This is a genomic window from Alteromonas stellipolaris (assembly GCF_001562115.1).
GTDB classification, from domain to species: domain Bacteria; phylum Pseudomonadota; class Gammaproteobacteria; order Enterobacterales; family Alteromonadaceae; genus Alteromonas; species Alteromonas stellipolaris.
This window is the reverse complement of record NZ_CP013926.1, coordinates 2,339,187-2,361,448: the sequence shown is the minus strand read 5'-3', so window position 1 is coordinate 2,361,448 and position 22,262 is coordinate 2,339,187. Positions and strand designations below refer to the sequence as shown.

General features: G+C 43.8%; 22 protein-coding genes. 16 read left to right on the top strand and 6 right to left on the bottom strand.

From position 1 onward, the window contains the following. Positions 1 to 6: 6 nt before the first annotated feature. The 3 genes from AVL57_RS10040 to AVL57_RS10030 are packed head-to-tail and all read left to right on the top strand — an operon-like array spanning position 7 to position 4,124. Entirely contained in the window at positions 7 to 2,163 is a 2,157-nt protein-coding gene (locus AVL57_RS10040) for a type I secretion system permease/ATPase (protein WP_063457195.1), read from the top strand. After that, a complete protein-coding gene (locus AVL57_RS10035; protein WP_057793399.1) occupies positions 2,160 to 3,524 on the top strand; it encodes an HlyD family type I secretion periplasmic adaptor subunit in 1,365 nt (454 codons plus the stop codon). The genes AVL57_RS10040 and AVL57_RS10035 overlap by 4 nt, the downstream gene beginning before the upstream one ends. Next, positions 3,525 to 4,124 (top strand): response regulator transcription factor, encoded by a 600-nt coding sequence (locus tag AVL57_RS10030; RefSeq protein WP_057793397.1) that lies wholly within the window; start codon positions 3,525 to 3,527, stop codon positions 4,122 to 4,124. Here the strand turns inward: AVL57_RS10030 and AVL57_RS10025 are convergent. From AVL57_RS10025 to AVL57_RS10015, 3 genes are all read right to left on the bottom strand, one after another. Next, a complete protein-coding gene (locus tag AVL57_RS10025; RefSeq protein ID WP_057793395.1) occupies positions 4,099 to 6,036 on the bottom strand; it encodes a bifunctional diguanylate cyclase/phosphodiesterase in 1,938 nt (645 codons plus the stop codon). The two genes, AVL57_RS10030 and AVL57_RS10025, sit on opposite strands and share 26 nt — an antisense overlap. Positions 6,037 to 6,043: 7 nt before the next feature. Continuing rightward, complete coding sequence (locus tag AVL57_RS10020) at positions 6,044 to 6,658, bottom strand: transglutaminase-like cysteine peptidase (RefSeq protein WP_231519261.1); 615 nt, start codon at positions 6,656 to 6,658, stop codon at positions 6,044 to 6,046. A gap of 215 nt (positions 6,659 to 6,873) precedes the next feature. Next, positions 6,874 to 8,103, bottom strand: coding sequence for a flagellar assembly protein T N-terminal domain-containing protein (locus AVL57_RS10015; protein ID WP_082604955.1), 1,230 nt, complete (start codon positions 8,101 to 8,103; stop codon positions 6,874 to 6,876). Positions 8,104 to 8,311: 208 nt separating this feature from the next. Between AVL57_RS10015 and AVL57_RS10010 the strand changes: the two genes are divergently transcribed. Next, positions 8,312 to 8,803, top strand: a complete 492-nt coding sequence (locus AVL57_RS10010) for an LPP20 family lipoprotein (protein ID WP_057793390.1) — start codon at positions 8,312 to 8,314, stop codon at positions 8,801 to 8,803. A 97-nt stretch (positions 8,804 to 8,900) separates the two neighbouring features. Here the strand turns inward: AVL57_RS10010 and flgN are convergent, their stop codons facing one another. From flgN to flgA, 3 genes are all read right to left on the bottom strand, one after another. Beyond that, positions 8,901 to 9,329, bottom strand: a complete 429-nt coding sequence (flgN, locus tag AVL57_RS10005) for a flagellar export chaperone FlgN (RefSeq protein ID WP_057793388.1) — start codon at positions 9,327 to 9,329, stop codon at positions 8,901 to 8,903. Between the two features lie 10 nt (positions 9,330 to 9,339). Then, complete coding sequence (gene flgM, locus AVL57_RS10000) at positions 9,340 to 9,672, bottom strand: flagellar biosynthesis anti-sigma factor FlgM (protein WP_057793386.1); 333 nt, start codon at positions 9,670 to 9,672, stop codon at positions 9,340 to 9,342. 103 nt (positions 9,673 to 9,775) lie between these two features. After that, a complete protein-coding gene (flgA, locus tag AVL57_RS09995) occupies positions 9,776 to 10,498 on the bottom strand; it encodes a flagellar basal body P-ring formation chaperone FlgA (protein ID WP_057793384.1) in 723 nt (240 codons plus the stop codon). A gap of 208 nt (positions 10,499 to 10,706) precedes the next feature. Here flgA and AVL57_RS09990 point away from each other — a divergent pair, with 208 nt between their 5' ends. The 12 genes from AVL57_RS09990 to flgK all read left to right on the top strand — a co-directional run bounded on the left by AVL57_RS09990 (position 10,707) and on the right by flgK (position 22,258). After that, positions 10,707 to 11,636, top strand: a complete 930-nt coding sequence (locus AVL57_RS09990; RefSeq protein WP_057793382.1) for a chemotaxis protein CheV — start codon at positions 10,707 to 10,709, stop codon at positions 11,634 to 11,636. A gap of 14 nt (positions 11,637 to 11,650) precedes the next feature. Beyond that, positions 11,651 to 12,481 carry a CheR family methyltransferase gene (locus AVL57_RS09985; protein ID WP_057793380.1) on the top strand — a complete coding sequence of 277 codons (831 nt, stop codon included), beginning with the start codon at positions 11,651 to 11,653 and terminating at the stop codon, positions 12,479 to 12,481. A gap of 178 nt (positions 12,482 to 12,659) precedes the next feature. Next, on the top strand, positions 12,660 to 13,091 hold the full coding sequence (gene flgB, locus AVL57_RS09980; protein ID WP_057793378.1) for a flagellar basal body rod protein FlgB: 432 nt from the start codon (positions 12,660 to 12,662) through the stop codon (positions 13,089 to 13,091). A gap of 2 nt (positions 13,092 to 13,093) precedes the next feature. Beyond that, positions 13,094 to 13,516 carry a flagellar basal body rod protein FlgC gene (gene flgC, locus AVL57_RS09975; RefSeq protein ID WP_057793374.1) on the top strand — a complete coding sequence of 141 codons (423 nt, stop codon included), beginning with the start codon at positions 13,094 to 13,096 and terminating at the stop codon, positions 13,514 to 13,516. A gap of 31 nt (positions 13,517 to 13,547) precedes the next feature. Continuing rightward, a complete protein-coding gene (flgD, locus tag AVL57_RS09970) occupies positions 13,548 to 14,237 on the top strand; it encodes a flagellar hook assembly protein FlgD (RefSeq protein WP_013785148.1) in 690 nt (229 codons plus the stop codon). Between the two features lie 14 nt (positions 14,238 to 14,251). Next, entirely contained in the window at positions 14,252 to 15,628 is a 1,377-nt protein-coding gene (flgE, locus tag AVL57_RS09965) for a flagellar hook protein FlgE (protein WP_013785147.1), read from the top strand. A 127-nt stretch (positions 15,629 to 15,755) separates the two neighbouring features. Then, positions 15,756 to 16,499 (top strand): flagellar basal-body rod protein FlgF, encoded by a 744-nt coding sequence (locus AVL57_RS09960; RefSeq protein ID WP_057793372.1) that lies wholly within the window; start codon positions 15,756 to 15,758, stop codon positions 16,497 to 16,499. 48 nt (positions 16,500 to 16,547) lie between these two features. After that, entirely contained in the window at positions 16,548 to 17,336 is a 789-nt protein-coding gene (gene flgG / locus AVL57_RS09955; RefSeq protein ID WP_013785145.1) for a flagellar basal-body rod protein FlgG, read from the top strand. Between the two features lie 11 nt (positions 17,337 to 17,347). Further along, complete coding sequence (flgH, locus tag AVL57_RS09950; protein ID WP_057796302.1) at positions 17,348 to 18,028, top strand: flagellar basal body L-ring protein FlgH; 681 nt, start codon at positions 17,348 to 17,350, stop codon at positions 18,026 to 18,028. A gap of 20 nt (positions 18,029 to 18,048) precedes the next feature. Beyond that, positions 18,049 to 19,161 carry a flagellar basal body P-ring protein FlgI gene (locus tag AVL57_RS09945; protein ID WP_057793370.1) on the top strand — a complete coding sequence of 371 codons (1,113 nt, stop codon included), beginning with the start codon at positions 18,049 to 18,051 and terminating at the stop codon, positions 19,159 to 19,161. After that, entirely contained in the window at positions 19,161 to 20,111 is a 951-nt protein-coding gene (gene flgJ, locus AVL57_RS09940; RefSeq protein ID WP_057793368.1) for a flagellar assembly peptidoglycan hydrolase FlgJ, read from the top strand. The genes AVL57_RS09945 and flgJ overlap by 1 nt, the downstream gene beginning before the upstream one ends. A 17-nt stretch (positions 20,112 to 20,128) precedes the next feature. Further along, a complete protein-coding gene (gene flgK / locus AVL57_RS09935; RefSeq protein WP_057793366.1) occupies positions 20,129 to 22,258 on the top strand; it encodes a flagellar hook-associated protein FlgK in 2,130 nt (709 codons plus the stop codon). Positions 22,259 to 22,262: the final 4 nt, after the last annotated feature.

The following is a 22,262-nucleotide window of genomic DNA, read 5'->3' as shown; positions in this document are numbered from 1 at the left end:
GGGTTAATGGTTCAGGGAGAAAAAGGCGCGCTGTCTTATTTGGAAAATCAAGGTGGCGTGCTAATGGATTGCTTGATGATTATTTGTCGAGCACACAATATTTCGGTTTCTAGGGTAAGCCTACTCAGTGGTTTGCCTCTAGATAATGGTGAGTTATCTCCCACGGGCTTCGAGCGTGCCGCCCAACGTGCTGGTTTAGCAAGTCGTACTGCAAAAAGAGACATTACGCAGATTAATGCTGCTTTGCTTCCCGCCGTGTTAATTATGGAAGGCAGACAAGCCTGCGTCTTACACGAATTAACCGATGATAGTGCGAAAGTGTCCTATCCAGAGCTAGGTACCGCTGTGGTATCGGTAGAACGTGGACAAATCGCCTCGCAGTTTACCGGCTACATAATTTTCGCGCGTCCTGTTGCCCAATCTGAAACGCCTTCTGGCAAGGTTGAAAAAAGCGCTGTCGGTCATTGGCTTTGGTCATCAGTAAAATCTGCGTATGACTTGTATCGTGATGTTCTACTGGCATCAATATTCATTAGCCTGTTATCGATAGCGCTACCGCTATTTGTGATGAATGTATATGATCGGGTAGTGCCCAACGCGGCGATGGAGACATTGTGGGCGCTAGCCATCGGCGTGCTTTTAGTATTAGCGGCAGATTTTCTCTTACGTGTCTTGCGACAATATTTTGTAGAGCTTGCCGCTAGTCGCTTAGACGTCACCATGTCTGCAAAAATTATGGAGAAAGTACTTTCAATCGATTTAACCAATAGGCCCGCCAAAAGTGGTGCGTTTATTAATAGCCTGCAATCTTTTGAGAGTATTCGTCACTTCTTTGGTTCACTGACCTTGGTCGCCTTGGTTGATTTGCCTTTTGGTTTACTGTTTGTGTTTATCATTGCGATGATAGATATCTATCTAGTCATTCCAATTTTATTGGGCACAACTATTCTCTTTCTATATGCCCTAAAAGCACAGCGAGTCATGCGCTCATTGTCTGAAGAGTCGATGGAGATTAGCGCCAGAAAAAGTTCATTAATTACTGAAAGTGTTACGGCACTTGAAGATTTAAAAGCCTTTGGATATCAAAGCCGAACGCAAAGTGCATGGGAAAAGCAAACCATCTTCTTAGCCAAAGTGAATGCTAAACTACGTTTAGTTTCTATGTCGGTTAACAACTCTGCACTGTGGATTCAGCAATCCGTCGGTGTAGTGATAATTCTTACCGGTGTGTACCTCATTATTGAAGGTGAAATTACCCAAGGTGGGCTAATAGCGGCGTACTTACTTTCGAGTCGGGCTATGGGGCCTGTATCTCAAGCCGCTGCGCTTTTAGCTCAGTATCATCAAGCTGAAACTGCGAAAAATGCGTTAGACGATATCATGTCACTGCCATCAGAAGGTGGTGACAACAAGCAAGTTAAAAACGCCAGCCAGTTAAGCGGAAACCTTGATGTTAAGCAGCTTTGCTTTCGCTACCCTAATGAAAACGTCTTGGCACTTAAAGATATAAACTTTTCAATTAAGCAAGGTGAGCACGTTGCCATTTTGGGGAAGAATGGCTGCGGTAAATCTACATTAAATCGATTACTGATGGGGTTCTATAAAGCCGAATCGGGTCAAGTGTTACTCGATGAAATTGACATGAAGCAATACGATCCTGTCCTTCTTAGGCAAAACATAGGCTATGTGCCGCAAGATGTGAATCTTTTCTCTGGCACACTAAAAGAGAATATATTGCCGGCACATCGAGGGGTAGATGACGAGAGGCTATGGGAAATTGCTAAGCAATGTGGCTTAGCGAAAGTCGTTAATAGTCACGGAAACGGTTTTGAACAGCAAGTTGGGGAAGGGGGGAAGCAATTGTCAGGTGGGCAACGTCAATCTGTTTCACTGGCCCGTGCACTGATTTACAACCCCGCGATATTCATTATGGACGAACCTACTTCTGCCATGGATTCAGCGAATGAAGCCATGATGAAAGAAACGATTCGAGAAGCGATTAAAGGCAAAACATTTATCCTCAATACCCATCGCACTACGTTGCTGGATTTAGTCGACAGAGTCATTGTTATCGAAAGCGGAAAAGTAATAGCTGATGGTAAAAAAGAGGACGTTTTACCTCAGTTTAAGCCGGTACCTTCTAAACAAAGGACGGCACAATGAAGATTGAAAGTGACGACAAAAATAGCATTTTGCATAAGCTAGTAAGGGGATGGCTAGCGCCCCCTTCGGGCCAAGATTGGGTACTTGAAGCTGAATGGGCCAGAATTATGCAAACTCCTGCTAAAGCGAAGCGGCTTTTGTACAGCGTAGCAGTGGTCTTACTCATATTGCTAGTCTGGGCATATTTTGCAGAGATAGACGAGGTAGCTAAAGGGGAAGGGAAAGTGATCCCTTCACAGCAGCTGCAAATCCTTCAATCATATGATGGTGGTATCGTTCAAGATATATTGGTAAATGAAGGCCAACAGGTTCAAAAAGGCGATGTATTACTTCGTGTCGACCCTACACGCTACATTTCAAGTTTAGAAGAAAATACAACACAATTTGCCGCCCTTGCCGCCAAAGTGCAGCGTCTTTCAGCGTTAACGCACAATACTCGTTTAGCTTTCTCGCCCGATTTAGTTGAACAAGCCCCTAAAATTGTTGAAAACGAAAGAAAGCTTTTTGAATCAAATCTTGCTGAATTAAATGAAGTAGCAGCAGGTTCTGATAGTCGAATACAGCAACGCAAGCAAGATGTTGAACAAGAAAGAGCTAACCTTTATCAATACAAGAGTGTGCTTTCGTTAACCGAAAAGGAATTAGGCGTTACAAGACCCCTATTAGATTCTGGAGCGGTGTCTGAAATTGAAATTTTACGATTAGAGCGACAAATTGTAGAGCTTGAAGGAAACATAGCCATGTCGCAAGTGGCTATCGAACGAGGCCTTTCCACCATTGAAGAAGAGGTTATTAGTAAAGAAGAAAGTAGGCTAAAACTCATCAATCGGTGGAATCAAGAATTAACCGATGCGGTGGGTGAAATGGCAACCCTTCAACAATCGCAAACCACGTTAGAAGATGTAGTCTCGCAAGCTGAACTCAGGTCGCCAATTAATGGCACGGTTCAGCGTCTACTAATTAACACCGTTGGCGGGGTAATTACACCTGGAAGTGCGGTCATTGAGCTTATTCCCCAAGACGACCAGCTTATTGTAGAAGCGAAGGTTTCCCCTAAAGATATTGCGTTCATTCGAGGGGGGCAAAAAGCCATCTTAAAATTTAGCGCTTATGACTTCACTATATATGGTGGTATGGATGCTGAAGTAAAGCATATAAGCGCTGATGCTATTACCAATGAGAAGGATGAGACCTACTTCTTAGTCCGTCTAGAAACCAAAAGAACCATTGCTGATGCACCGCTGGATATCATGCCGGGAATGATTGTTCAGGTAGATATCTTAACAGGCAAAAAGACGGTGTTGAATTACATTCTGTCTCCACTTTTCACCGTTACGTCATCTGCACTAAGGGAGCGATAGATGAAACATTATATTATGAATACATCTCAAAAGAATCTTGGTGTTGACGCAATAGATTGGGTTGAGTTTTCTGATATTGAAAGTGTACGTTGCGAGAAAGAAGACAGTATTTGGGTGTCGACATTTCATAAAAATTGGCGTGAAAACATTATTGCCGCTAGTGGGAAGTGTCGAAATGTTATTTTATTAACATTTCATTACGATAGGCCTGAAATGCAGACCGCGTTATTATTGGGCGCAAGGGCGTACTGTCATGCACTAGGACAACCATCTCTTTTTGAATCGGTTAGTCGGGTGTTAAAAGAAGGCGGAATTTGGGTACCCAACGAGCTTTATGTGAATACAACGTCAGCAGTTGCAACTACGCTGAGTTTAAAAGAAAAAGTACCTGAAATTGCGACATTAACGGCGCGGGAAAGAGATGTACTCACGGGTATTCTAGAGGGCTTGAGTAACAAAGAAATTGCGAGAAACCTTAAGCTCGCAGAAAGAACGATTAAAGAGCATGTAGGCACGCTTCTGAAGAAGTTAAACGCCAAAGACAGAATAGGGTTGTTACTGTCGCTTGGCGAGTTTAGTCATTTAAAAGATGCTCTATAACTTCAATATGCGATACCACGCCATCTACACCTAACTCCACAAATAGCTCTTTAGTGTTATTTGTCTTCACACCGTCAGCATAAACGTGAATGCCAAAAGTATGGGCAAGTGAACAGAAGCCTCTAATAAAAGCATGATTGGCAGGGTTGTGATCTATATCTGCCATAAAGGCAGAATCGATAACCACATAATCAAGTCCAAGTTCTTGCACATTCATTAATTGAGAGAAAGATTCGCCAACCCGCTTTAATCCGATGCCGCATCCTTTAGCTTTCAACGTGGAGCAAAATAACTCAAACTCATGAGGGAAGCGAGCCGCGGTAGATTCCCTCACTTCGAAGTTAAGTTGTGAGGCAAAGTTCTCGTTCATTTTTATTTGGAAATACAGCTGCGCTAAAATTTCTTGATCAAGAAGAAACTGCTCAGAGCACAGAAAGGCAAACTTTGCTTTTGTACCAGTTTTGACTATATGTGAGAAAAGGTGGCTGATGGTCGCTAGCTCTAAAGCAGGCAGTAAGCCCAAGTATCTCGCCCAGTGGGTATAATAGCCACTTTTTCTCAAGTCATTGTCAATTTCAATACCCGCCCAGCTTTGATAGTGAACTAGTTCTCTTTCAGCATTTAATACCGGAAAGTTAAACGTTTCTACCGCTTGATTAGCAATACCTTCTTTGAGCAGCTTATTCCAACGGTTTTCTTCCACCAACGAAATAGACGAGTCGAGAGAGCCTTCTATATATGGTCCACTCATTTTTCTATCTTCAGCATCATCGAGCAGTGTATCGAGGCGCATTAGCGCAGATGACACATCATCGTCAGGTCGCAACCGTACTACAGACTGATACAATTTCGGATCGCCCTGTTGAGACAACTCAGATAAACAGGCACCATGAATAGCCTCAGCAATTGTCACTATGTCATGAGTTTCCGTTAGCAGTATGACAATCTCATTTTTCTGCATTCGAGCTACTCTGCTATCGGTGTAATGGTGATGGTGCTGTGCAAGGCAATCATTCACATTGGTGGTGAACTGTAAAAGTCGCTTTCTACGGTTTTCTGGCCCCGAGCGAAGAAATGCTTCTCGGCCCCCCACAACCCTCAGTAGAAATATACAATTCACACCTTCGGTATCTCTGAATGCCAACTGGCCTTTAAGAATAGAGATAAAATAGTCGCGATTGGCTAATTCGGATTCGACATCAAACTGAGTTTTGTGGCGAAGAAGATCAAGACGTGTATTTTCCTCATCCATAATTCGTTGGGAATTACTTGCTAGGAAGTTCATGGCTTTAACCACGCGTTTTAATTCTAAGGTTCGTGGTTCACTTACTTGAACAAATTGCATTTGGCTGAAAGACTCAGCCTGTTCAACAACTTGGTCGAGAGGGCGCATAATAAGGCGTAAAAACCATGCACCAATAAGACCTGCCACCGTGCCTACAAGAGACAATCCCAAAATTAACCGGAGTGTGGCTTTCCACATAGAGGCCACAGCAAAGCTAGTATCGGTTTGAACATTAACGACTCCGTACTGGCCCCATCCTTCAGAGACTTGAGCTACGCCTGGTTCGACATTTGGACTAAACAATGAAACAAACCAAGCCGGTGTTTGTTCATCTAACTGTGTGGTATGAGTATGGCTTGAAATGATTTCGCCATCAGGCTTTTGCAGTGTTATTGACGCATAGTGCCCCACATCGAACTGGGACATGATAAATAAATCTAGTGTATCAGGGTCTTTTTCTAAACCACTTAGCGTAAGTGCCAGCATGTTAGCATTATCGAGGTTTTTAGAATAAAGCTGCTCTTCTACATAGCCTTTTGTCGTTGCGCCGTGAATGGATACACTTCCCACAATGGCAACAAGGACAACGGCTATAATGGCAAGCCACAACTCTCTTGTTATTGACATAGACTCCTCAGGATTGTCTTTTTATTCCCTCACTTTTCATGCGCTCAATAACGTTGCGCCACCGAGATAGTCTACTGGTAGAAGTGGAAACCTGCTTGGTTTTGCCAGGCGACCAAATGCCAGCGTCATTAAAGCTAAATACAGGCATGAGATCGGTTCGTTGTGAACCAGGCAATATTTCAGAAACAAGGCTGTCTAAGACCAAAGGGTCTGAAGACGGCGTTTCGTAATAACCTAATACCATATGAGCTTGCGTTACGCGGCTTCTACCAATCTTAGCTTTAACATAAATTAAGCGAAGTTTAGCACTATCAATACCTAAGTGTAGCAGAGCTATATATTTTGCAATGGCGTAATCTTCACAATCTCCACGGGAATGGCCAAAAAGCTCGGCGGGGGTAGCCCAGTAGTCTTTTTGTTTGAAAACAATATCATCGGTGGCGTACTGAATATGCTCGTCAAAGAAGCGGTTCACACCGTCTAACTGAGCGGATACTGAAAGATTGTTTAGCTGGCTTAGTTTTTCTTCTAACGCTTTGACATCTAGAGCTTTATCATCCCCAAATCGTGTCTTAACTTCCATTTCTAAAACGGGGAACTCTATAGACAGATGATCCTTCATTTGCTGTCCTGTCAACATAAGAGCTAAAACTACGAAGCAGTTTGACGCAAATATCGAAAGGGTCATGATTTATTTTTTTAATTATTTATTATACGAAAGTATAAGCACCATATAGTCGGTGCTCCTGCATTTATATATAGATGTTCATACTATGGTATAGGTATAGCATGGGGGAAATGTGAAACCAAGTGCTGCGTAGAAGAGAATTATCACGGCTACCGTTTAATAACGAAATCACTTTCTTGGATATTCGCAATAATGCCACTGTCTTTATGAATTAATTTGGCGGTATTGCCATACGCATTTTCAACAACAAATGCTCCGGGGTAAATATGGTACTGCAAGTAGGCCTTGCCGTGTCTGTCGATAATTTCGCTGGTTTGATAGACAAAAAGTTCATCACCGTTCTTTATGCCATTATCGCGCCCCAATGATACTGAAATATGCGAACCAGCAACATTGAGTACTCGGCCAGTCATGGGCTGACAAGCAATAGTCTCGTTAATATCAGCGGTTAACTGCTGCATCTGCTTTTTAATCGCATTACCGTATTCTGTGCGCCAAAAGGTAGACGAAAATTCGTCTACATCGGCAAATCTGTCAAAAGGCCACTTTGCTTCAGTAACGTAATCTTGTTGCAGTATTAAGCCGCTATTTATGCCGTCGAAAACCTTAATGCTTAGCGAAAAGTATCGGGTGGCTTTTTCATCCTTCCAGAACGCAAACGAAGAGGGACGTTGTCTTTCCACACTAACGTCACTAATGCTGCCAATTAAAACAAACTGTGCATTTGATTGTTGTGACAGTGCACGCACATTTTCTTCAAGCCCATTAACTCCCCATCGTGTGGTGTGCGGAGCAATGTACGCTAAATTTAAATTTTGCGTCTGCGCCGACATTTCGGTAGCTAGCTTTCTTGTCACTGCCTCTGAAAAGTTAGGGATCTTTCCTTCAACCAAATGATTGCGGTTCTCCACCATAAAGTAACTGGTGGCAATATTTTTATCATACTCCACTGCGTTACATTGTTTTGCCGCGGGGAAGATATCCGCCCTAACGCTTACAGTCACATAATCCTTATGCCATATTTCATCAGTAAGCTCGAGATGGTCCACTTCACCGGAACTACTAATGGTAATATCTTCACTTTCAAGTAGCCCATTTGTGAGTTGCTGAACACTGCTAATCGAGGCACCTGCGAATAACAAAGCTTGTTTTAGGGCCTCTTCAGTGGCGTCTCTACGCGCTTTTTCTTTATTACCGTTCACGATAACTGCTTGGCCTTTGGCTTCATACCAGGCGGCATGGCATTGCCCTGTCGTTACTGCAGTAAGGCAAAACAGCGCCATAAAAAAGGCGACATTGGCGTATCTAGCTTGATATCTTCTTTTAGCAGAAGAGATGCTAACTAAAAATAATTTAGCGAATGTTCGTATGCCAAGCACAGTCTTGTCCTTTTGTTGCAGTGCGATGAAGAGCGCTACATCAGTTAATTTAAGTCAGTATTCTTTTTGAACCAGTTTTTTGTCAGTTTTTGTTTCTATTTTTACTCCAATTTATATAAGCGAAATAGATGCCAATGTTTCAAATTTAAAATTTAGGCGTAAACATTGCTTATCCACTAATAGAAAAATTGAGAATGAGGTTTCTCTGATGGTGTTTTTTAGGAAATTGGTAAGTAGCCGAGCATGTATAACAGCGGCTTTATTCGCTGCTCTGACAGGTTTACCAGGATGCAGTTTATTTGTAGATAAACATGTGGAATGGGAGACGGTCGAGCCAGACAGTTACCCCGTACTAAGTGCTGTAGGCTATGCCCCTATTATGTCGCAACGGGGTGATAGCGAAACGGTGAAAACCTTGATGGCAATTAAAGCGTCAAAACTAGAGGCTTACAGAGAACTCGCAGAGCAGGTGTATGGACAACGAATTGAAGGTAATCAATCACTGTCTAGCCTTGTAGTGGATAATGAAACCTTACGGGCTTCTGTAGAGGGAGTCATTAGAGGGGCAAGGGTAATAAAAAGTTACCCTGTGGGTGAAGATACCTATGCCACCGAACTTGAACTAGATATGCATCGCGTTTACGACATTTATTTGACGACGGCGAAGCCACAAAGAATTAAAGACATTAAGTACTACTAAGTATTTAAATATATGGCTAAATAGCACCATCAAAAAAGCGCGTATTAAACGCGCTTTTTTGTATTCTTATTTTGGCATTTTATGACGAGTGCATTACTTAGGCGCTAATACCTGAACCTAAACGGCCAGCATTTGGCTTGCCTTTCTTGTCGTAGGTTAAGGACTCTTTAGCGCGAACTTCCAACATCAGATTCCGTAAGTGTGTGAGGCGAAGCTGTCCTTGCTCTACGGCTTTCTGATTAATTTTGGTTTTATACTTACAGTCTTCTAACAGACTTTTCGCTTTATCCATTAACCCTTGTTCTTCTGCACTAATCGTTTCGTCTGTAGTTTGACGATGTAAGGCCTCGACTTTTTGGTCGGTAGCCTGAATAGACTCTAGTAATGCAGACTTATCTTCTAGCAGACTCATCAAGGTTTCTGCATCTCGTGAGCTAATCAAATGTAATTCTTTTTCCAGCAACAAGCACAGGCCCTCTAAATTAGCGACCTGTTGTGATAATGCTGAATAAAGATGACTAGTCATAAAAACCTAATTATTTGCGGCCAAAGATCTCACCCTCAAGCTTAGCGATTTTATTCGCTAACACTTCTGGGTTTACTCGGTATTCACCACTGGAGACCGCTTTTTTAAGACGGTCGACTTTTTCCTGATTTACAGGTGCCTCAGATCCTTTCTTCTGAACTTGATTCAACTGCTGCGCAGACTGAGTCAAGGATACTGAATCTTGTCGTGGTGCTTGAGCAACAGAAGCATTGTTAGAAGTCGCTTGTTGCTGTTGCGACTGCTGTGTCTGATTCTGTTGCGTAATTTTTGTATTATCAACGGGCGTTTTTGGTAACCCATTGTTTACGTTGTTAATTGCCATAATATTTCTCCACTACCTTTTCGCCTCTGTACATGTTATCGGCAAAAGCCTTCTTTTCTTTAGGCTTTTATACAACGAAAACGTAGTTTTTTAGCACGCTGAACTACAAGTGTACCACGACTTCTTGAGCGCTGGCGACTTCCGCTATGACAGGCTTTTGGCTACTGGCATTGATCACCTTTATGGTATCGCCAATAACACCGTCTTGTTGTGCTATTCCGGATGTTTTAACCGCCATTCCACCAAGTGATGCGCGAATGGTAATTCTATCGCCTTTGCACACAAAGCATAGCATATTAGATTGCACAGCTTGACCATCAACAATTCGGCGTTTCATTCGAGCGCCAATTAATGCATCTACATCGGTAAAAGCACTATAACGAAGACGCTTTATATCCACCGATGCCAGCGTTAGATTAGACGCAGAGAGTACGGTGCCAGGGCTAACCGCGCCAGACGTAACCACAATTTCTTTCGTTCTGGTGACTTGGGCACTGGTAAACAAGTACCAATCATTAGTTCCACAACTCACCCGCACCGAAACATACGATTGGTTTAAAGATTCATCAGACGCGTGAAATTGAAATCCCGTTGGACACTGAGGAATATTAATTCTTTCGTCTACTTCAGCAATGCTCACAGCAATATCGGTGTTTTCATCGTGTATACTAAGCGCCGACAGCAGGTATTCTTCTGCGCCCTTATTCACTACATCGTGCATTGTTTCAGCGTAACTGTAAGGTGCTAAAGCAACGGTCACCACAACAGTGAAAAGTGGCAGACGAACTCCTGTAAGCCAAGATTTTACGTTTTTTAAATTTTTCATAGTCACTTTTCGTGTTCACTTACTGAGTTATTGTCTATGCTTATAAGACAAATTAGGTTCAGACAATAACTTGCGTACGTCCGTGATTAAGTTGTACATGCAGCGAAACCGTCATTTTTCTGTCGTTTGACCTGCATACATTTAGTGATATTGTCTATTCTCTTTAGTGAAGGCAATGATCATGCCCAGTATTAAAAAGAGGTGAGATATGTCGGGAATTTTAGACTCGGTTAACCAACGAACCCAATTAGTTGGTCAAAACCGTCTTGAGTTATTGTTGTTCAGGCTTAATGGCCGTCAACGCTTTGGTATCAACGTGTTTAAAGTACGCGAAGTGCTTCAGTGTCCACCACTGACTTCAATGCCAAAGTTGAACTCGTTAGTTCGCGGAGTAGCACATATTCGTGGGCAAACTATTTCTGTCATCGATTTAAGCATGGCGACGGGTGGCAAGCGTATTGAAGACTTATCAAACGCGTTTATCGTTATTGCTGAATACAACCGTTCTGTACAAGGCTTTTTAGTGGGCGCTGTTGAGCGCATCATTAATACCAACTGGGATGCCATCATGCCGCCTCCTCAAGGGACAGGCCGAGCGAGTTACTTAACTGCTGTTACTGAAGTAGAAAACGAATTAATTGAAATTCTCGACGTAGAAAAAATTCTCAATGAAATTTCACCGCTTAATGCAGAAGTAAGCGCTGATGTTGCTGAAGGGCTTTCTACGGAAGGTAAAGAAGACAAAATTATCTTCATTGCTGACGATTCAGCTGTGGCAAGAAATCAAGTTAAAAAAGCGCTAACCTCACTTGGGTTAGAAATTGAGCTGGCAAAGAATGGTTTAGAAGCGTTAAACCGCTTGAAGGAAATCGCTGAAGAATATGGTGATATTACCAAGCGAATTGGGGTGCTAGTGTCTGACATAGAAATGCCAGAGATGGACGGTTACACCCTTACGGCGGAAATTAAAAATACACCAGAACTTCAAAAGCTTCATGTTGTACTTCACACATCTTTAAGTGGTGTATTCAATCAAGCCATGGTCCAGAAAGTGGGAGCGGATGACTTTATTGCGAAATTTCACCCCGATGAACTAGCGACAGCAGTTCAGAAGTGGTTAATGACGGATTGTGAATAACGGAGCAGTAGGGGTTGGATAATAAAAATGTGTCGCCGGCAAGCTATGAAAAGTTTCGGCACTTCCTCGAGAAACAATGCGGAATAGTACTCGGGGAAAACAAACAATATCTTGTAAGAAGTAGGCTTGCGTCTTTGTTATATAAGCATGACTATGACAATACTGATGCGCTTATTGATGTGGTTGTAAAGGGTTACGATCGTAACCTTTTGCAAAGCGTCATCGATGCGATGACCACAAATGAAACGTTGTGGTTTAGAGATACCTATCCATTTGAGTTGCTACTACGCGATTTACTTCCTCAACTAGCAACTAAAAATCAAAAGCTTAGAATTTGGAGTGCAGCTTGTTCGTCTGGACAAGAGCCTTACTCTATTGCTATGTCCATTCTAGAGTTTCAAAAACAGCGACCTGGATTGCTTAGGCAAGGGGTTGAAATTATAGCCACTGACCTTTCTTCTGAAATGCTAAATAAGTGTAGCCAAGGGCTATATGATGAACTTTCGCTAGCGAGAGGGTTATCGCCACAACGCAGGGCTATGTTTTTCCAGCCTCATGAAAGTGGCCAAATGCAGGTTAAGCCAGAAGTGCGCAAAATGGTTTCATTCAGAAGTTTGAATTTGTTAACCTCCTATGCAGCACTTGGCCGCTTTGACATCGTTTTTTGCCGCAATGTGCTGATTTATTTTTCGGCAGATGTAAAACAAAAGATACTGCAACAAATTGCCGGACAGCTGCAACCTGCCGGTGTCCTTTTCCTTGGCGCGTCTGAATCTATCAGTGCGGCAAGCGATACATATGCCATGATTAAATGTAATCCTGGCCTGTACTACCAAAAGAAATAAACATATAACGTACTGAATTTCATGTAATAGTTCAGATTTCCCCCGTTTCTTTTCTCTTTTTTATACAGTGCCAATCTTCAGGTTGGCATCTGCCTTGCTAGTAAAACTCTATAATAGTTAATTCGTCATTCTTTATTCACGACGTTTTTTCGGAATTTCGCAACTAGGAGTTTTCAATATGGCCATTAATCTCGACAAGTTAGTCGGGTTTCATCAGTCGGCGTTAGCAATACGCACCGACAGAATGGAAGTCATTTCTGGAAACCTAGCGAACGCCAATACCCCTGGTTATAAAGCTAAAGACATCGACTTTAACAAAGCGATGGAGTCAGCCATGAGCGCCCAAGAAGGGCAGCACAAATTGGGTGGTGGCAGCTTAGCAAGAACACATGATAAACACATAGGTGGCGATATGTCGTCGGTAGCATCAAATTTTGAAATGCAATACCGCATACCCACTCAACCGGATACCGGAGACGGCAATACGGTGGAAGTGCAAGCAGAACGTAACCGCTTTTTAGATAACGGTTTACGCTATCAAGCCACACTTGAGTTTATTAACGGTAAAGTCAAAGGTATGAAAAAAGCCCTTAGTTCTGGAGGCCAGTAATCATGAGCTTATTTAATGTGATGTCAATTTCCAGTACCGGTATGGAAGCTGAAAATGTTCGTTTAAACACCACTGCTAGTAACATTGCTAACGCGAACTCGGTAAGCAGTAGTTATAACGAAACGTATCGTGCAAGACACCCTGTGTTTGCCGCTGAGTTACAGCGAGCCATGGGCGATCAAAGTAAGGGTGTGGGTGTTGAAGTTAAGGGAATTGTAGAAAGCGATGCGCCATTGCAAGTTGAGTATGCCCCGCATAACCCAATGGCTGACGAAGAGGGTTATATCTATAAGCCGAACGTAAACATCGTTGAAGAAATGGCAAATATGATGTCGGCGTCAAAAGCCTATGAAACCAACGTTCAGGTTGCTGATACCACCAAACGGATATTCCGTCGGGTACTGCAGCTAGGACAAGGGCAATAAGTTGCCGCATAGGTAATGTGAGGAAAATACTGTGACCACAATTAACAACACTACTGGCCTGAACAACGAACTCTACTGGCAAGAAGAGACGGTTCCGGTTGTCGATGGAACAGAGCAACAGCTTTCGCAAGAAGACTTTTTTGCCATGTTAACTGAGCAATTAGCGAATCAGGATCCTACTAAACCTGTAGATAATGATCAGATGGTAGCGCAAATGACATCATTCACTATGGCTGACGGTATTTCTCAGTTGAATGATAAGTTCGAGTCATTCGCCGCCTCGATGACATCTAATCAGGCATTGCAAGCATCCAGCTTAATAGGCCAGAACGTGTTAGTGCAGGGCAACGTAGGGCACATGTCTAGCGACGCTGCTGGGGTCTCGGGTGTTGTGGTTAATGAGCAGAGTGTACAAAACATGACGATCACCGTTGAAAATCAATACGGTGAAGTGATTAAGACCATTGATGCTGGCACACAAGCCGCTGGCAACATTCAATTTGAATGGGATGGCAAGGATACCCAAGGCAACGATATGCCAGCGGGCGACTACGTAATTAGTGCTACAGGCGAATTAAACGGTGAAGGCGTTCAATTGAATACTGCCATTAATCGTCATGTAGGAAGTGTTAGCTTGGCCGGCAGCGGTCAGGGCGTAATTTTAAATTTAGATGGCGAAGTCAGCATTAGTCTTGACGACGTTATTCAAATCGGCAGTTAGCAGGAGAAAGAAGCATGTCTTTTAATATTGCACTAAGTGGCGTAGCTGCCGCACAAAAAGATTTAGATGTAACCGCGAATAACATCGCAAACGTGAATACTGTTGGCTTTAAAGAGTCTCGAGCTGAATTCGGCGACGTGTACGCCACATCATTATTGGCTGGAAGTAAAACCAAGGTGGGCGACGGTGTTTTGACACAAGACGTAGCCCAGCAGTTTTCACAAGGTAGCTTACAGTTTACCAATACTGCACTTGATTTAGCGATTACTGGTAATGGTTTCTTTGCTACTGTTCCTGATGAAACCTCACGAGACTTCTCGTTTACTCGTGCCGGTCAATTCAAGTTAGATGATGACAACTATGTGGTTAACAGTAACGGCGACTTACTTTTAGGTTTCCCCGTTAACTCAGACTCTACCAGTTCATCGGTTGCATTAAGTACTACAGAGCCAGTTCAAATCCCAGATTCATCAGGTTCTCCAGCGCAAACCTCAGAAGTTGATATTCGTATGAACTTACCTGCAGGTGATCAAGGGTTAGATCCAGCTGCATTTGACCCACAAGATCCACTTACCTACAACGCGGCAACCTCGGTAACGGTTTATGATTCACTAGGCGACAGCCACGTGATGACGTATTACTTCGTTAAAGATGTGGCGGCAGACAATGAATGGTATGTGGCGACAGCGGTAGACGATCAACTTACTGATTTAGTGAATTCTACCGGTACTGATTCCGACCCTACTACAGCGGTAAACTCGTTGGGTACTAACACAGGTAACGGTGTTACAGCAGCTAAACTTGTGTTTTCTCAAGGTGGTGACTTTATTGGTATTGAATCACCAGATGGCATTCAAACTACCGACTATAAATTAACGACTGAAGCGCTTGGTTCTGCTTTATCAAACGGCGCGGATGCGACACAGCAAATTGGTATCGATTTCAACTTAGACCCTTCAAATGCGACTACTGTTGAGCCTACGCAATACGCATCAGCATTCGAAGTTACGTCATTAGAGCAAGATGGTTTGCCAGTTGGTCGATTAACAGGTATTGATATCGGTCCAGATGGTTTGGTTCGAGCGACGTTCTCAAACGGTACGTCAGAGCCCATCGTGCGTGTGGCCCTAGTGAGATTTGCCAATGAGCAGGGCTTAACCCAGCAAAGCAGCACTGAGTGGAAAGAAAGTATTCTCTCTGGTGAAGCATTAGCGGGTGAAGCAACTACCGGTACATTTGGTGAAATTAACTCATCAGCGCTAGAGCAAGCTAACGTAAACCTAACCACTGAGCTTATCGATATGATTATTGCACAGCGGAACTTCCAGGCTAACTCTCGAGCACTTGAAGTGAATAATTCACTTAACCAGACTATCCTGAACATCCGATAAACAGTGATGTTTAACTAAAAAAAGCCGCAACTTTGTTGCGGTTTTTTTGTATCCACTTCTTATTTGTGCATGTTGGCACTGGGATTGCAAAACCTGTATATGGTTTAACCAGAGTCAAAAGTCAGTCATGGACAAACTTCTCTACATTGCTGCCAGTGGTGCATCTCAAGACCTTCTAGGTACTGGGCTTCGTGCCAATAACTTGGCTAACGCGCAAACAACTGGGTTTAGAGCTCAGTTAGAACAGGCAAGGTCAATGCCTGCCTACGGCGAAGGTTTGCCGTCTCGCGTTTTTTCAATGACCGAAAGTCCGTCAAACAACTATGAATCGGGCCCCATGATTCAAACAGGTCGTGATTTAGATGTTGCTATACAAGGCGATGGTTGGTTTGCCGTTCAGGATGACAATGGCCAAGAAGCCTATTCTCGTGACGGTAACTTCAAGTTAGGTGACGACGGTATTTTGACAGATGTGCACAATCGCCCAGTTTTAGGTGATAACGGTCCAATTTTCCTTCCTGTACCACTGGATAATCTAGATATCGGTATGGACGGCACCTTGTCAATGAGACAGCTAGGTGCGCCCGAAAATGTCATTGAAGATGTTGGCAGGCTGAAATTGGTTAAGCCGAACTATGCTGATATGGAACGAGGCACTGATGGTTTATTTCGAATGGAAGACGGCACGGTAGCTCCAGCAAGCGCTGGTGTAAAAGTGATGTCTGGCATGTTGGAAGGCTCGAACGTGAATGCCGTTGATGAAATGGTCAACATGATAAGCCTGCAGCGCCACTATGAGCTTCAAGTGAAGATGATGAAGCAAGCTGACGAGCTAGATTCTCGCGGCAACCAGTTACTACGTATTCTATAGATTAGTTAACAATTTCGTTATACGAACTTAAAAGGTTAGGAGGTCGCCATGCACCCAGCATTGTGGATAAGTAAAACAGGTCTTGATGCCGCACAAACAGATGTCGCCGTGGTATCGAACAACCTGGCTAACGCATCAACGGTAGGCTTTAAAAAAGACAGAGCAATTTTTGAAGACTTGCTTTATCAAAATATAAACCAACCTGGTGGCCGTTCATCAGCTGATACCGAATTACCGTCTGGCCTTATGTTAGGTTCTGGTTCAAAGGTGGTATCAACACAAAAAGCGCATACCCAAGGTAACTTATTAACCACAGATAACGCATTGGATATGTCTATTCAAGGGCGCGGTTACTTTGAAATATTACAGCCTGACGGCACCATTGCCTATTCAAGAAATGGTCAGTTTTCAATGAACGACCAAGGTCAAATAGTGACTTCTGGCGCTGGCTTTTTATTACAACCTGAAGTGGCTATTCCAGAGGATGCGCAGCAAATTACCATTTCACAAGACGGTGAAATTAGCGTGTCGATTCGTGGTCAAGCAGAGCCGCAAGTGCTTGGGCAAATGAACCTTTCAGACTTTATTAACCCAACTGGCCTCCAGCCTATTGGGCAGAACCTTTACGTTGAAACCGCATCAAGCGGGGCGCCTATTCAGGGTGTACCAGGCCTTCAAGGTATAGGCACTATTGCACAGGGTACGTTGGAAACCTCTAACGTGAATGTGACCGAAGAGCTGGTTAATTTGATTGAAAGTCAACGTTTGTACGAGATGAACTCGAAAGTGATTTCATCGGTGGATCAGATGCTTGGACAAGTCATTCAGCAACTTTAGTGAGTAATGTTATGCGAATTATCGGACTCTTTCTTTCAGTGGCAATTTTGGCAGGTTGTGCAAGCACTAACCAGCCACCGGTTCAAGCAAACGACCCGTCGTTTGCTCCAGTGGTTCCTGATTATCCTCGCGAGAAGATTGTAGAAGATGGTTCGCTGTTCCGCTCTTATATGGCTAATAGCTTATATTCAGATATGACGGCTAGACGGGTTGGCGACATTATTACCATAACGTTAAGTGAAAATACCAACGCGAGTAAATCAGCGGGTACATCTACATCAAAAGACACCACGGTTGATTTAGATACAATCACTGGATTAGGCGGGCAAGCGTTAAATATTGGCGGCCAATCTGTTCAGCTTGGCGTTAGTTCTTCAAACGACTTCGCAGGTGATGCCGCAACAAATCAAAGTAATAGTTTATCGGGAAATATCTCGGTCACCGTAGTGGAAGTGCTGCCCAATGACAATTTGGTTATTCGCGGCGAAAAGTGGCTTACCTTAAATCATGGCGACGAATATATTCGTTTAACGGGCATTATTCGCTTATCTGACATTAGCCCCGAAAATGAAGTGCTATCGACCAAAATCGCCAACGCCAGAATTCAATACAGCGGAACGGGCTCATTTGCCAGTGCGCAAGAGAAAGGCTGGCTAACGAAGTTTTTCACATCATCATGGTGGCCGCTTTAAGCGGGGCTAGGAGAATCATTATGCGTTTGTTTTCAGTGGTACTTATCGCATTAACATTGGTGTTGTCTAACAATGCTAATGCACAACGCATCAAAGACTTGGCAAGTATCCAAGGGGTGAGAAGTAACCAATTAGTAGGTTATGGTCTAGTGGTAGGTTTACCTGGCACCGGCGAGCAAAGTCCTTTCACCGAGCAAAGCTTCCGTACCATGTTAAGTAACTTCGGTATTAGCTTAGACTCCAACACCAAACCGAAAATTAAGAACGTGGCAGCCGTGGCTGTTCACGCAGAATTGCCGGCTTTTACTAAGCCAGGGCAAACCATTGATATTACCGTGTCGTCAGTAGGTGAAGCGAGTAGTTTGCAAGGCGGCACGCTTCTACAAACGTTTCTTCGCGGGGTAGATGGCAAAGTGTATGCAGTAGCGCAAGGTAGCTTGGTAGTGAGTGGCTTTGGTGCTCAAGGTGGCGATGGTTCGCGAATTGTGGTGAATACGCCTACTGTTGGTCGTATTCCAAATGGTGCCATGGTTGAGCAAACCGTACCAAGCGGTTTTGCCAATGGCGATTCACTAACACTGAACTTGCATTACCCTGATTTTTCAACAGCAAAGGCATTAGCTGATGTGATTAATGAGCGATTAGGCGCACAGCCAGAAAAAGGGTATTCCATAGCAACGCCCATTGATGCCGCGTCAGTACGTGTATCAGCGCCACGAGATGTTGGTCAGCGAGTGGGCTTTTTGGCCACACTAGAAAATTTTGAATTCACGCCGGCTGATGCGCCTGCGCGGGTTGTCATCAATAGTCGTACCGGTACGATTGTGATTGGTCGAGACGTGCGTTTACTGCCAGCCGCTATTACCCATGGTGGATTAACGGTGACAATTTCAGAAAACCAACAAGTTACCCAACCTAATGCGTTTGCAGATGGTGAAACGGTGGTAACGACACAGTCGATTGTAGATGTGGATTTATCAGATAGTCGCATGTTTTCTTTTGAACCTGGGGTGACTCTCGATCAGCTAGTGCGAGCTGTCAACGAAGTCGGTGCAGCACCAGGCGACTTAATGGCTATCTTAGAGGCATTAAGACAAGCCGGTGCACTACACGGTGAATTGGTGATCATCTAATGGAAGCATTCAGCTCAAAAAATCAGCTCGATATGGCACGCAATGTTCACGATCTTGGCAGTATCAATAAAATGCGCGAGGCCATTGCTTCGGGTGATGAAAGTGTATTGCAAGAAGCGGCAGAGCAATTTGAAGCCATATTTGTGCAAATGATGCTGAAGTCAATGCGTAAAGCGCAAGACGCGCTTGCCGATGAAAATAGCCCATTTAATTCTCAACAAGTTAAGTTCTATCGCGATATGCACGACCAACAACTTGCAACTGATTTAACGTCAGGCGGCGGTTTGGGGTTAGCTGATATTATCGTGAAACAAATGGGGCAATCTGAAGACAGTTATTTACCTGCCAGCGTAATTCGCAGTGATGGTAATTTGAGCTCGCTGAACCGTGACCGTGTTATTGCCACAGAGCAAGCCCAGGAAACTGTGCTGGCTTCTGAATCTAAAGGTGTGCAATCGGCCACCAAAGACAGCATGTTTGATAGCCCTGAAGACTTTGTTGAAACTATACGCCCCTATGCTGAGCAAGTGGCTGAAAAGTACGGTATGGATGCTAAAGCCATTATTGCACAGGCTGCGGTTGAAACGGGCTGGGGTAAGTTTGTTATTCACAACGCCGATGGTGAAAGTTCGCATAATCTTTTTGGGATTAAAGCGAATGCGCAGTGGGAAGGCGACCAAGCGGTTGTCGATACACTTGAATTCAATAGCGGCATTCCACAAAAGCAAAAAGCAGCATTTCGTTCTTATGCTTCATTAGAAGAAGCCGTTGATGACTATGGGCGCTTTATCGTCACTCAGCCTCGTTATCAGCAAGCTGTAGAACAAGCCTCAGATGCACACAGCTATACCCGTGAGCTACAAAGCGCTGGATATGCTACGGATCCTAATTACGCCAGTAAAATCATGGCCGTTTACAACAGTGATAGGCTTAACGGCTTAATGCCGTAAGAAGAGGGGTTTAATATATGAGCGCAGTTGATTTATTTTCCCTAGCCACCAGTGGTGTAAACGCCAGTAGTAAGCTTTTACAAACGACCAGTAATAATATTGCCAATGTAAATACGCCAGGGTACGTACGCGAACGAACCGAGCTTGTTAACAGTGATGTATTCGGTGTTGAAATCGGTAATACAGAGCGAATTATTAACGTATTTGCGCAAAACCAGCTTCGCCGCGATATAACTTCGGTGGGCGAACTAGAGGCTTTTTCTTCAAAAACGTCAGCAATTGATAACCTTCTGGCCAGTGAAGCGAACTCCCTTTCTAAAGGCATTAGTGATTATTTTGCAGCAGTCCAAACTGCCTCCGACGACCCTACAAATTTGGCCTCTCGTGAACAGGTATTAGGGAAGTCAGAATCGCTATATCAGCGTATGAAAACCCTGTCAGATTACATGGTTGAGAAGGAAGAAGAGTTTAATCTTGAAGTCACGTCGTTGGTTAACAGAACCAATAGCTTGATTAGCTCTATTGGCGAACTAAACAAAAATATTGTCATTGCCAAAGGGAATAACACCAGCGACGAACCCAGCGCATTAATGAATAAACGAGATGCCGCTGTTGAAGAACTCGCCTCTATTATGGCTATCAATGTGAAAGAGAGTCAGAGTCAAAACGGAGCGATTACCGTAAATTTGACCACTGGCGAATCACTCATACTAGATAATGGCGCGTTTAATTTATTTGAAATAAGTACCAGTGCGGATTCAACCAGCAAAGAATTAAAGTTAGAAACTGATTTTGGTTCTCAAACGAAAAACGATACTACGGTTCGTGTTGTCGAAAGTGACTTAGGTGGCAGCCTAGGCGGATTATTTCGTTACAGAAATGAAGTGCTTGGCACTGCTATGCGCGATGTGGGCCAGCTTGCCGTTACTTTTGCCGATGCTGTTAATACCCAAAACAAGCTCGGGATGGATTTAGACGGTCAGCTGGGTAGCAATATTTTCGACATTCCTACGTTTAGGGGATTAGAAACTCAAGATACCAGCGGAGACTATCAGGTTGTCGGGCAGCTTATTGCGGGAAAAGGCGCTGAACTCACTGATGCGGATTATCAAATTGAGGTAACCGCTGTAGCGGGAGGGGTTCCTAGCGAAATAGAAATTACTTTTTTAAATCCTGACGGAACACCTCAAAAAGACGGTTCTGGGAATGATATTATCTATTCAAACTACACTGTTACTAGTGGCTTTAACGAATTACCTGGTGGTATTGAAGTAGAGTTTGGTGGTGCTTCAACCTATGCGGTTGGGGATGAATTTTTGATGCAGCCTACTAAAACTATTGCATCAACCATTGAGTTAGCCACAAACAGACCTGAAGACCTCGCTTTCGCGGCGCCCGTAAGAGCCCAAGCGGATGCAACGAATTTAGGTAGCGCCAATGTAAGTGGGGTAACAATTACCAACACTGAAGTCGGCGGTGGTACCGAACAATCTGCATTTGACGGCGCTGGTGGCATACACGATTTAGCCAGCTCACCCAGCGGCACGTTTGGCGCGCCAGCTCAAATAGTCTTTACCGCAGAAGATAGCTATCAAGTGCTAGATGGAGAAACGCCGCCTAATGTCATTACCAATGTGACCGGCGCAACGAATTTAAGCAACTTACTAGCACAGGCAGAAAGCAGTGGCAGCGGCCCTGCTTGGCCCGCAGCATTTTCATCACTAGATGACTACCCAGGTTACGACATCAGTTTAGATGGTGTGCCTAAAGCAGGTGATAGTTTTACGATTAGTTACAATACTGATGGTTTCAACGACAACAGTAATGCACTTGAAATCGCATCTTTGCAGAACGAGAATCTAGTGCAAGTGAGCAGTGAATCAACCAACCAGCAACGTACTTTTCAAGATGCTTATGCATCTATGGTAGGGCGGATTGGTGAAGACGCAGCCATGGCTGACATTTCTTTGACTTCAGCAGAAGCAATGAAAACTCAATCAGAAAATTGGTTTGAGTCAGTGTCTGGAGTAAGCCTAGATGAAGAGGCGGCAAACCTAGTTAAGTTTCAGCAGTCTTATTCTGCCGCAGCACGAATTTTAAGCACAGCGCAAGAGTTGTTCGATACTATTCTAAGTGCAGCGAGGTAACAGA

Bases quoted from the DNA above. Each gene is read 5' to 3' on its own strand.
- AVL57_RS10040 (WP_063457195.1), top strand. From the start codon at position 7: ATGGTTCAGGGAGAAAAAGGCGCGCTGTCTTATTTGGAAAATCAAGGT.
- flgN (WP_057793388.1), bottom strand. From the start codon at position 9,329: ATGACTAGTCATCTTTATTCAGCATTATCACAACAGGTCGCTAATTTA.
- flgM (WP_057793386.1), bottom strand. From the start codon at position 9,672: ATGGCAATTAACAACGTAAACAATGGGTTACCAAAAACGCCCGTTGAT.
- flgA (WP_057793384.1), bottom strand. From the start codon at position 10,498: ATGAAAAATTTAAAAAACGTAAAATCTTGGCTTACAGGAGTTCGTCTG.
- AVL57_RS09990 (WP_057793382.1), top strand. From the start codon at position 10,707: ATGTCGGGAATTTTAGACTCGGTTAACCAACGAACCCAATTAGTTGGT.
- flgK (WP_057793366.1), top strand. From the start codon at position 20,129: ATGAGCGCAGTTGATTTATTTTCCCTAGCCACCAGTGGTGTAAACGCC.
- flgJ (WP_057793368.1), top strand. From the start codon at position 19,161: ATGGAAGCATTCAGCTCAAAAAATCAGCTCGATATGGCACGCAATGTT.
- flgE (WP_013785147.1), top strand. From the start codon at position 14,252: ATGTCTTTTAATATTGCACTAAGTGGCGTAGCTGCCGCACAAAAAGAT.
- flgB (WP_057793378.1), top strand. From the start codon at position 12,660: ATGGCCATTAATCTCGACAAGTTAGTCGGGTTTCATCAGTCGGCGTTA.
- AVL57_RS09945 (WP_057793370.1), top strand. From the start codon at position 18,049: ATGCGTTTGTTTTCAGTGGTACTTATCGCATTAACATTGGTGTTGTCT.
- AVL57_RS10025 (WP_057793395.1), bottom strand. From the start codon at position 6,036: ATGTCAATAACAAGAGAGTTGTGGCTTGCCATTATAGCCGTTGTCCTT.
- AVL57_RS10010 (WP_057793390.1), top strand. From the start codon at position 8,312: ATGGTGTTTTTTAGGAAATTGGTAAGTAGCCGAGCATGTATAACAGCG.
- AVL57_RS09960 (WP_057793372.1), top strand. From the start codon at position 15,756: ATGGACAAACTTCTCTACATTGCTGCCAGTGGTGCATCTCAAGACCTT.
- flgC (WP_057793374.1), top strand. From the start codon at position 13,094: ATGAGCTTATTTAATGTGATGTCAATTTCCAGTACCGGTATGGAAGCT.
- flgG (WP_013785145.1), top strand. From the start codon at position 16,548: ATGCACCCAGCATTGTGGATAAGTAAAACAGGTCTTGATGCCGCACAA.
- flgH (WP_057796302.1), top strand. From the start codon at position 17,348: ATGCGAATTATCGGACTCTTTCTTTCAGTGGCAATTTTGGCAGGTTGT.
- AVL57_RS10020 (WP_231519261.1), bottom strand. From the start codon at position 6,658: ATGAAGGATCATCTGTCTATAGAGTTCCCCGTTTTAGAAATGGAAGTT.
- AVL57_RS10035 (WP_057793399.1), top strand. From the start codon at position 2,160: ATGAAGATTGAAAGTGACGACAAAAATAGCATTTTGCATAAGCTAGTA.
- AVL57_RS10030 (WP_057793397.1), top strand. From the start codon at position 3,525: ATGAAACATTATATTATGAATACATCTCAAAAGAATCTTGGTGTTGAC.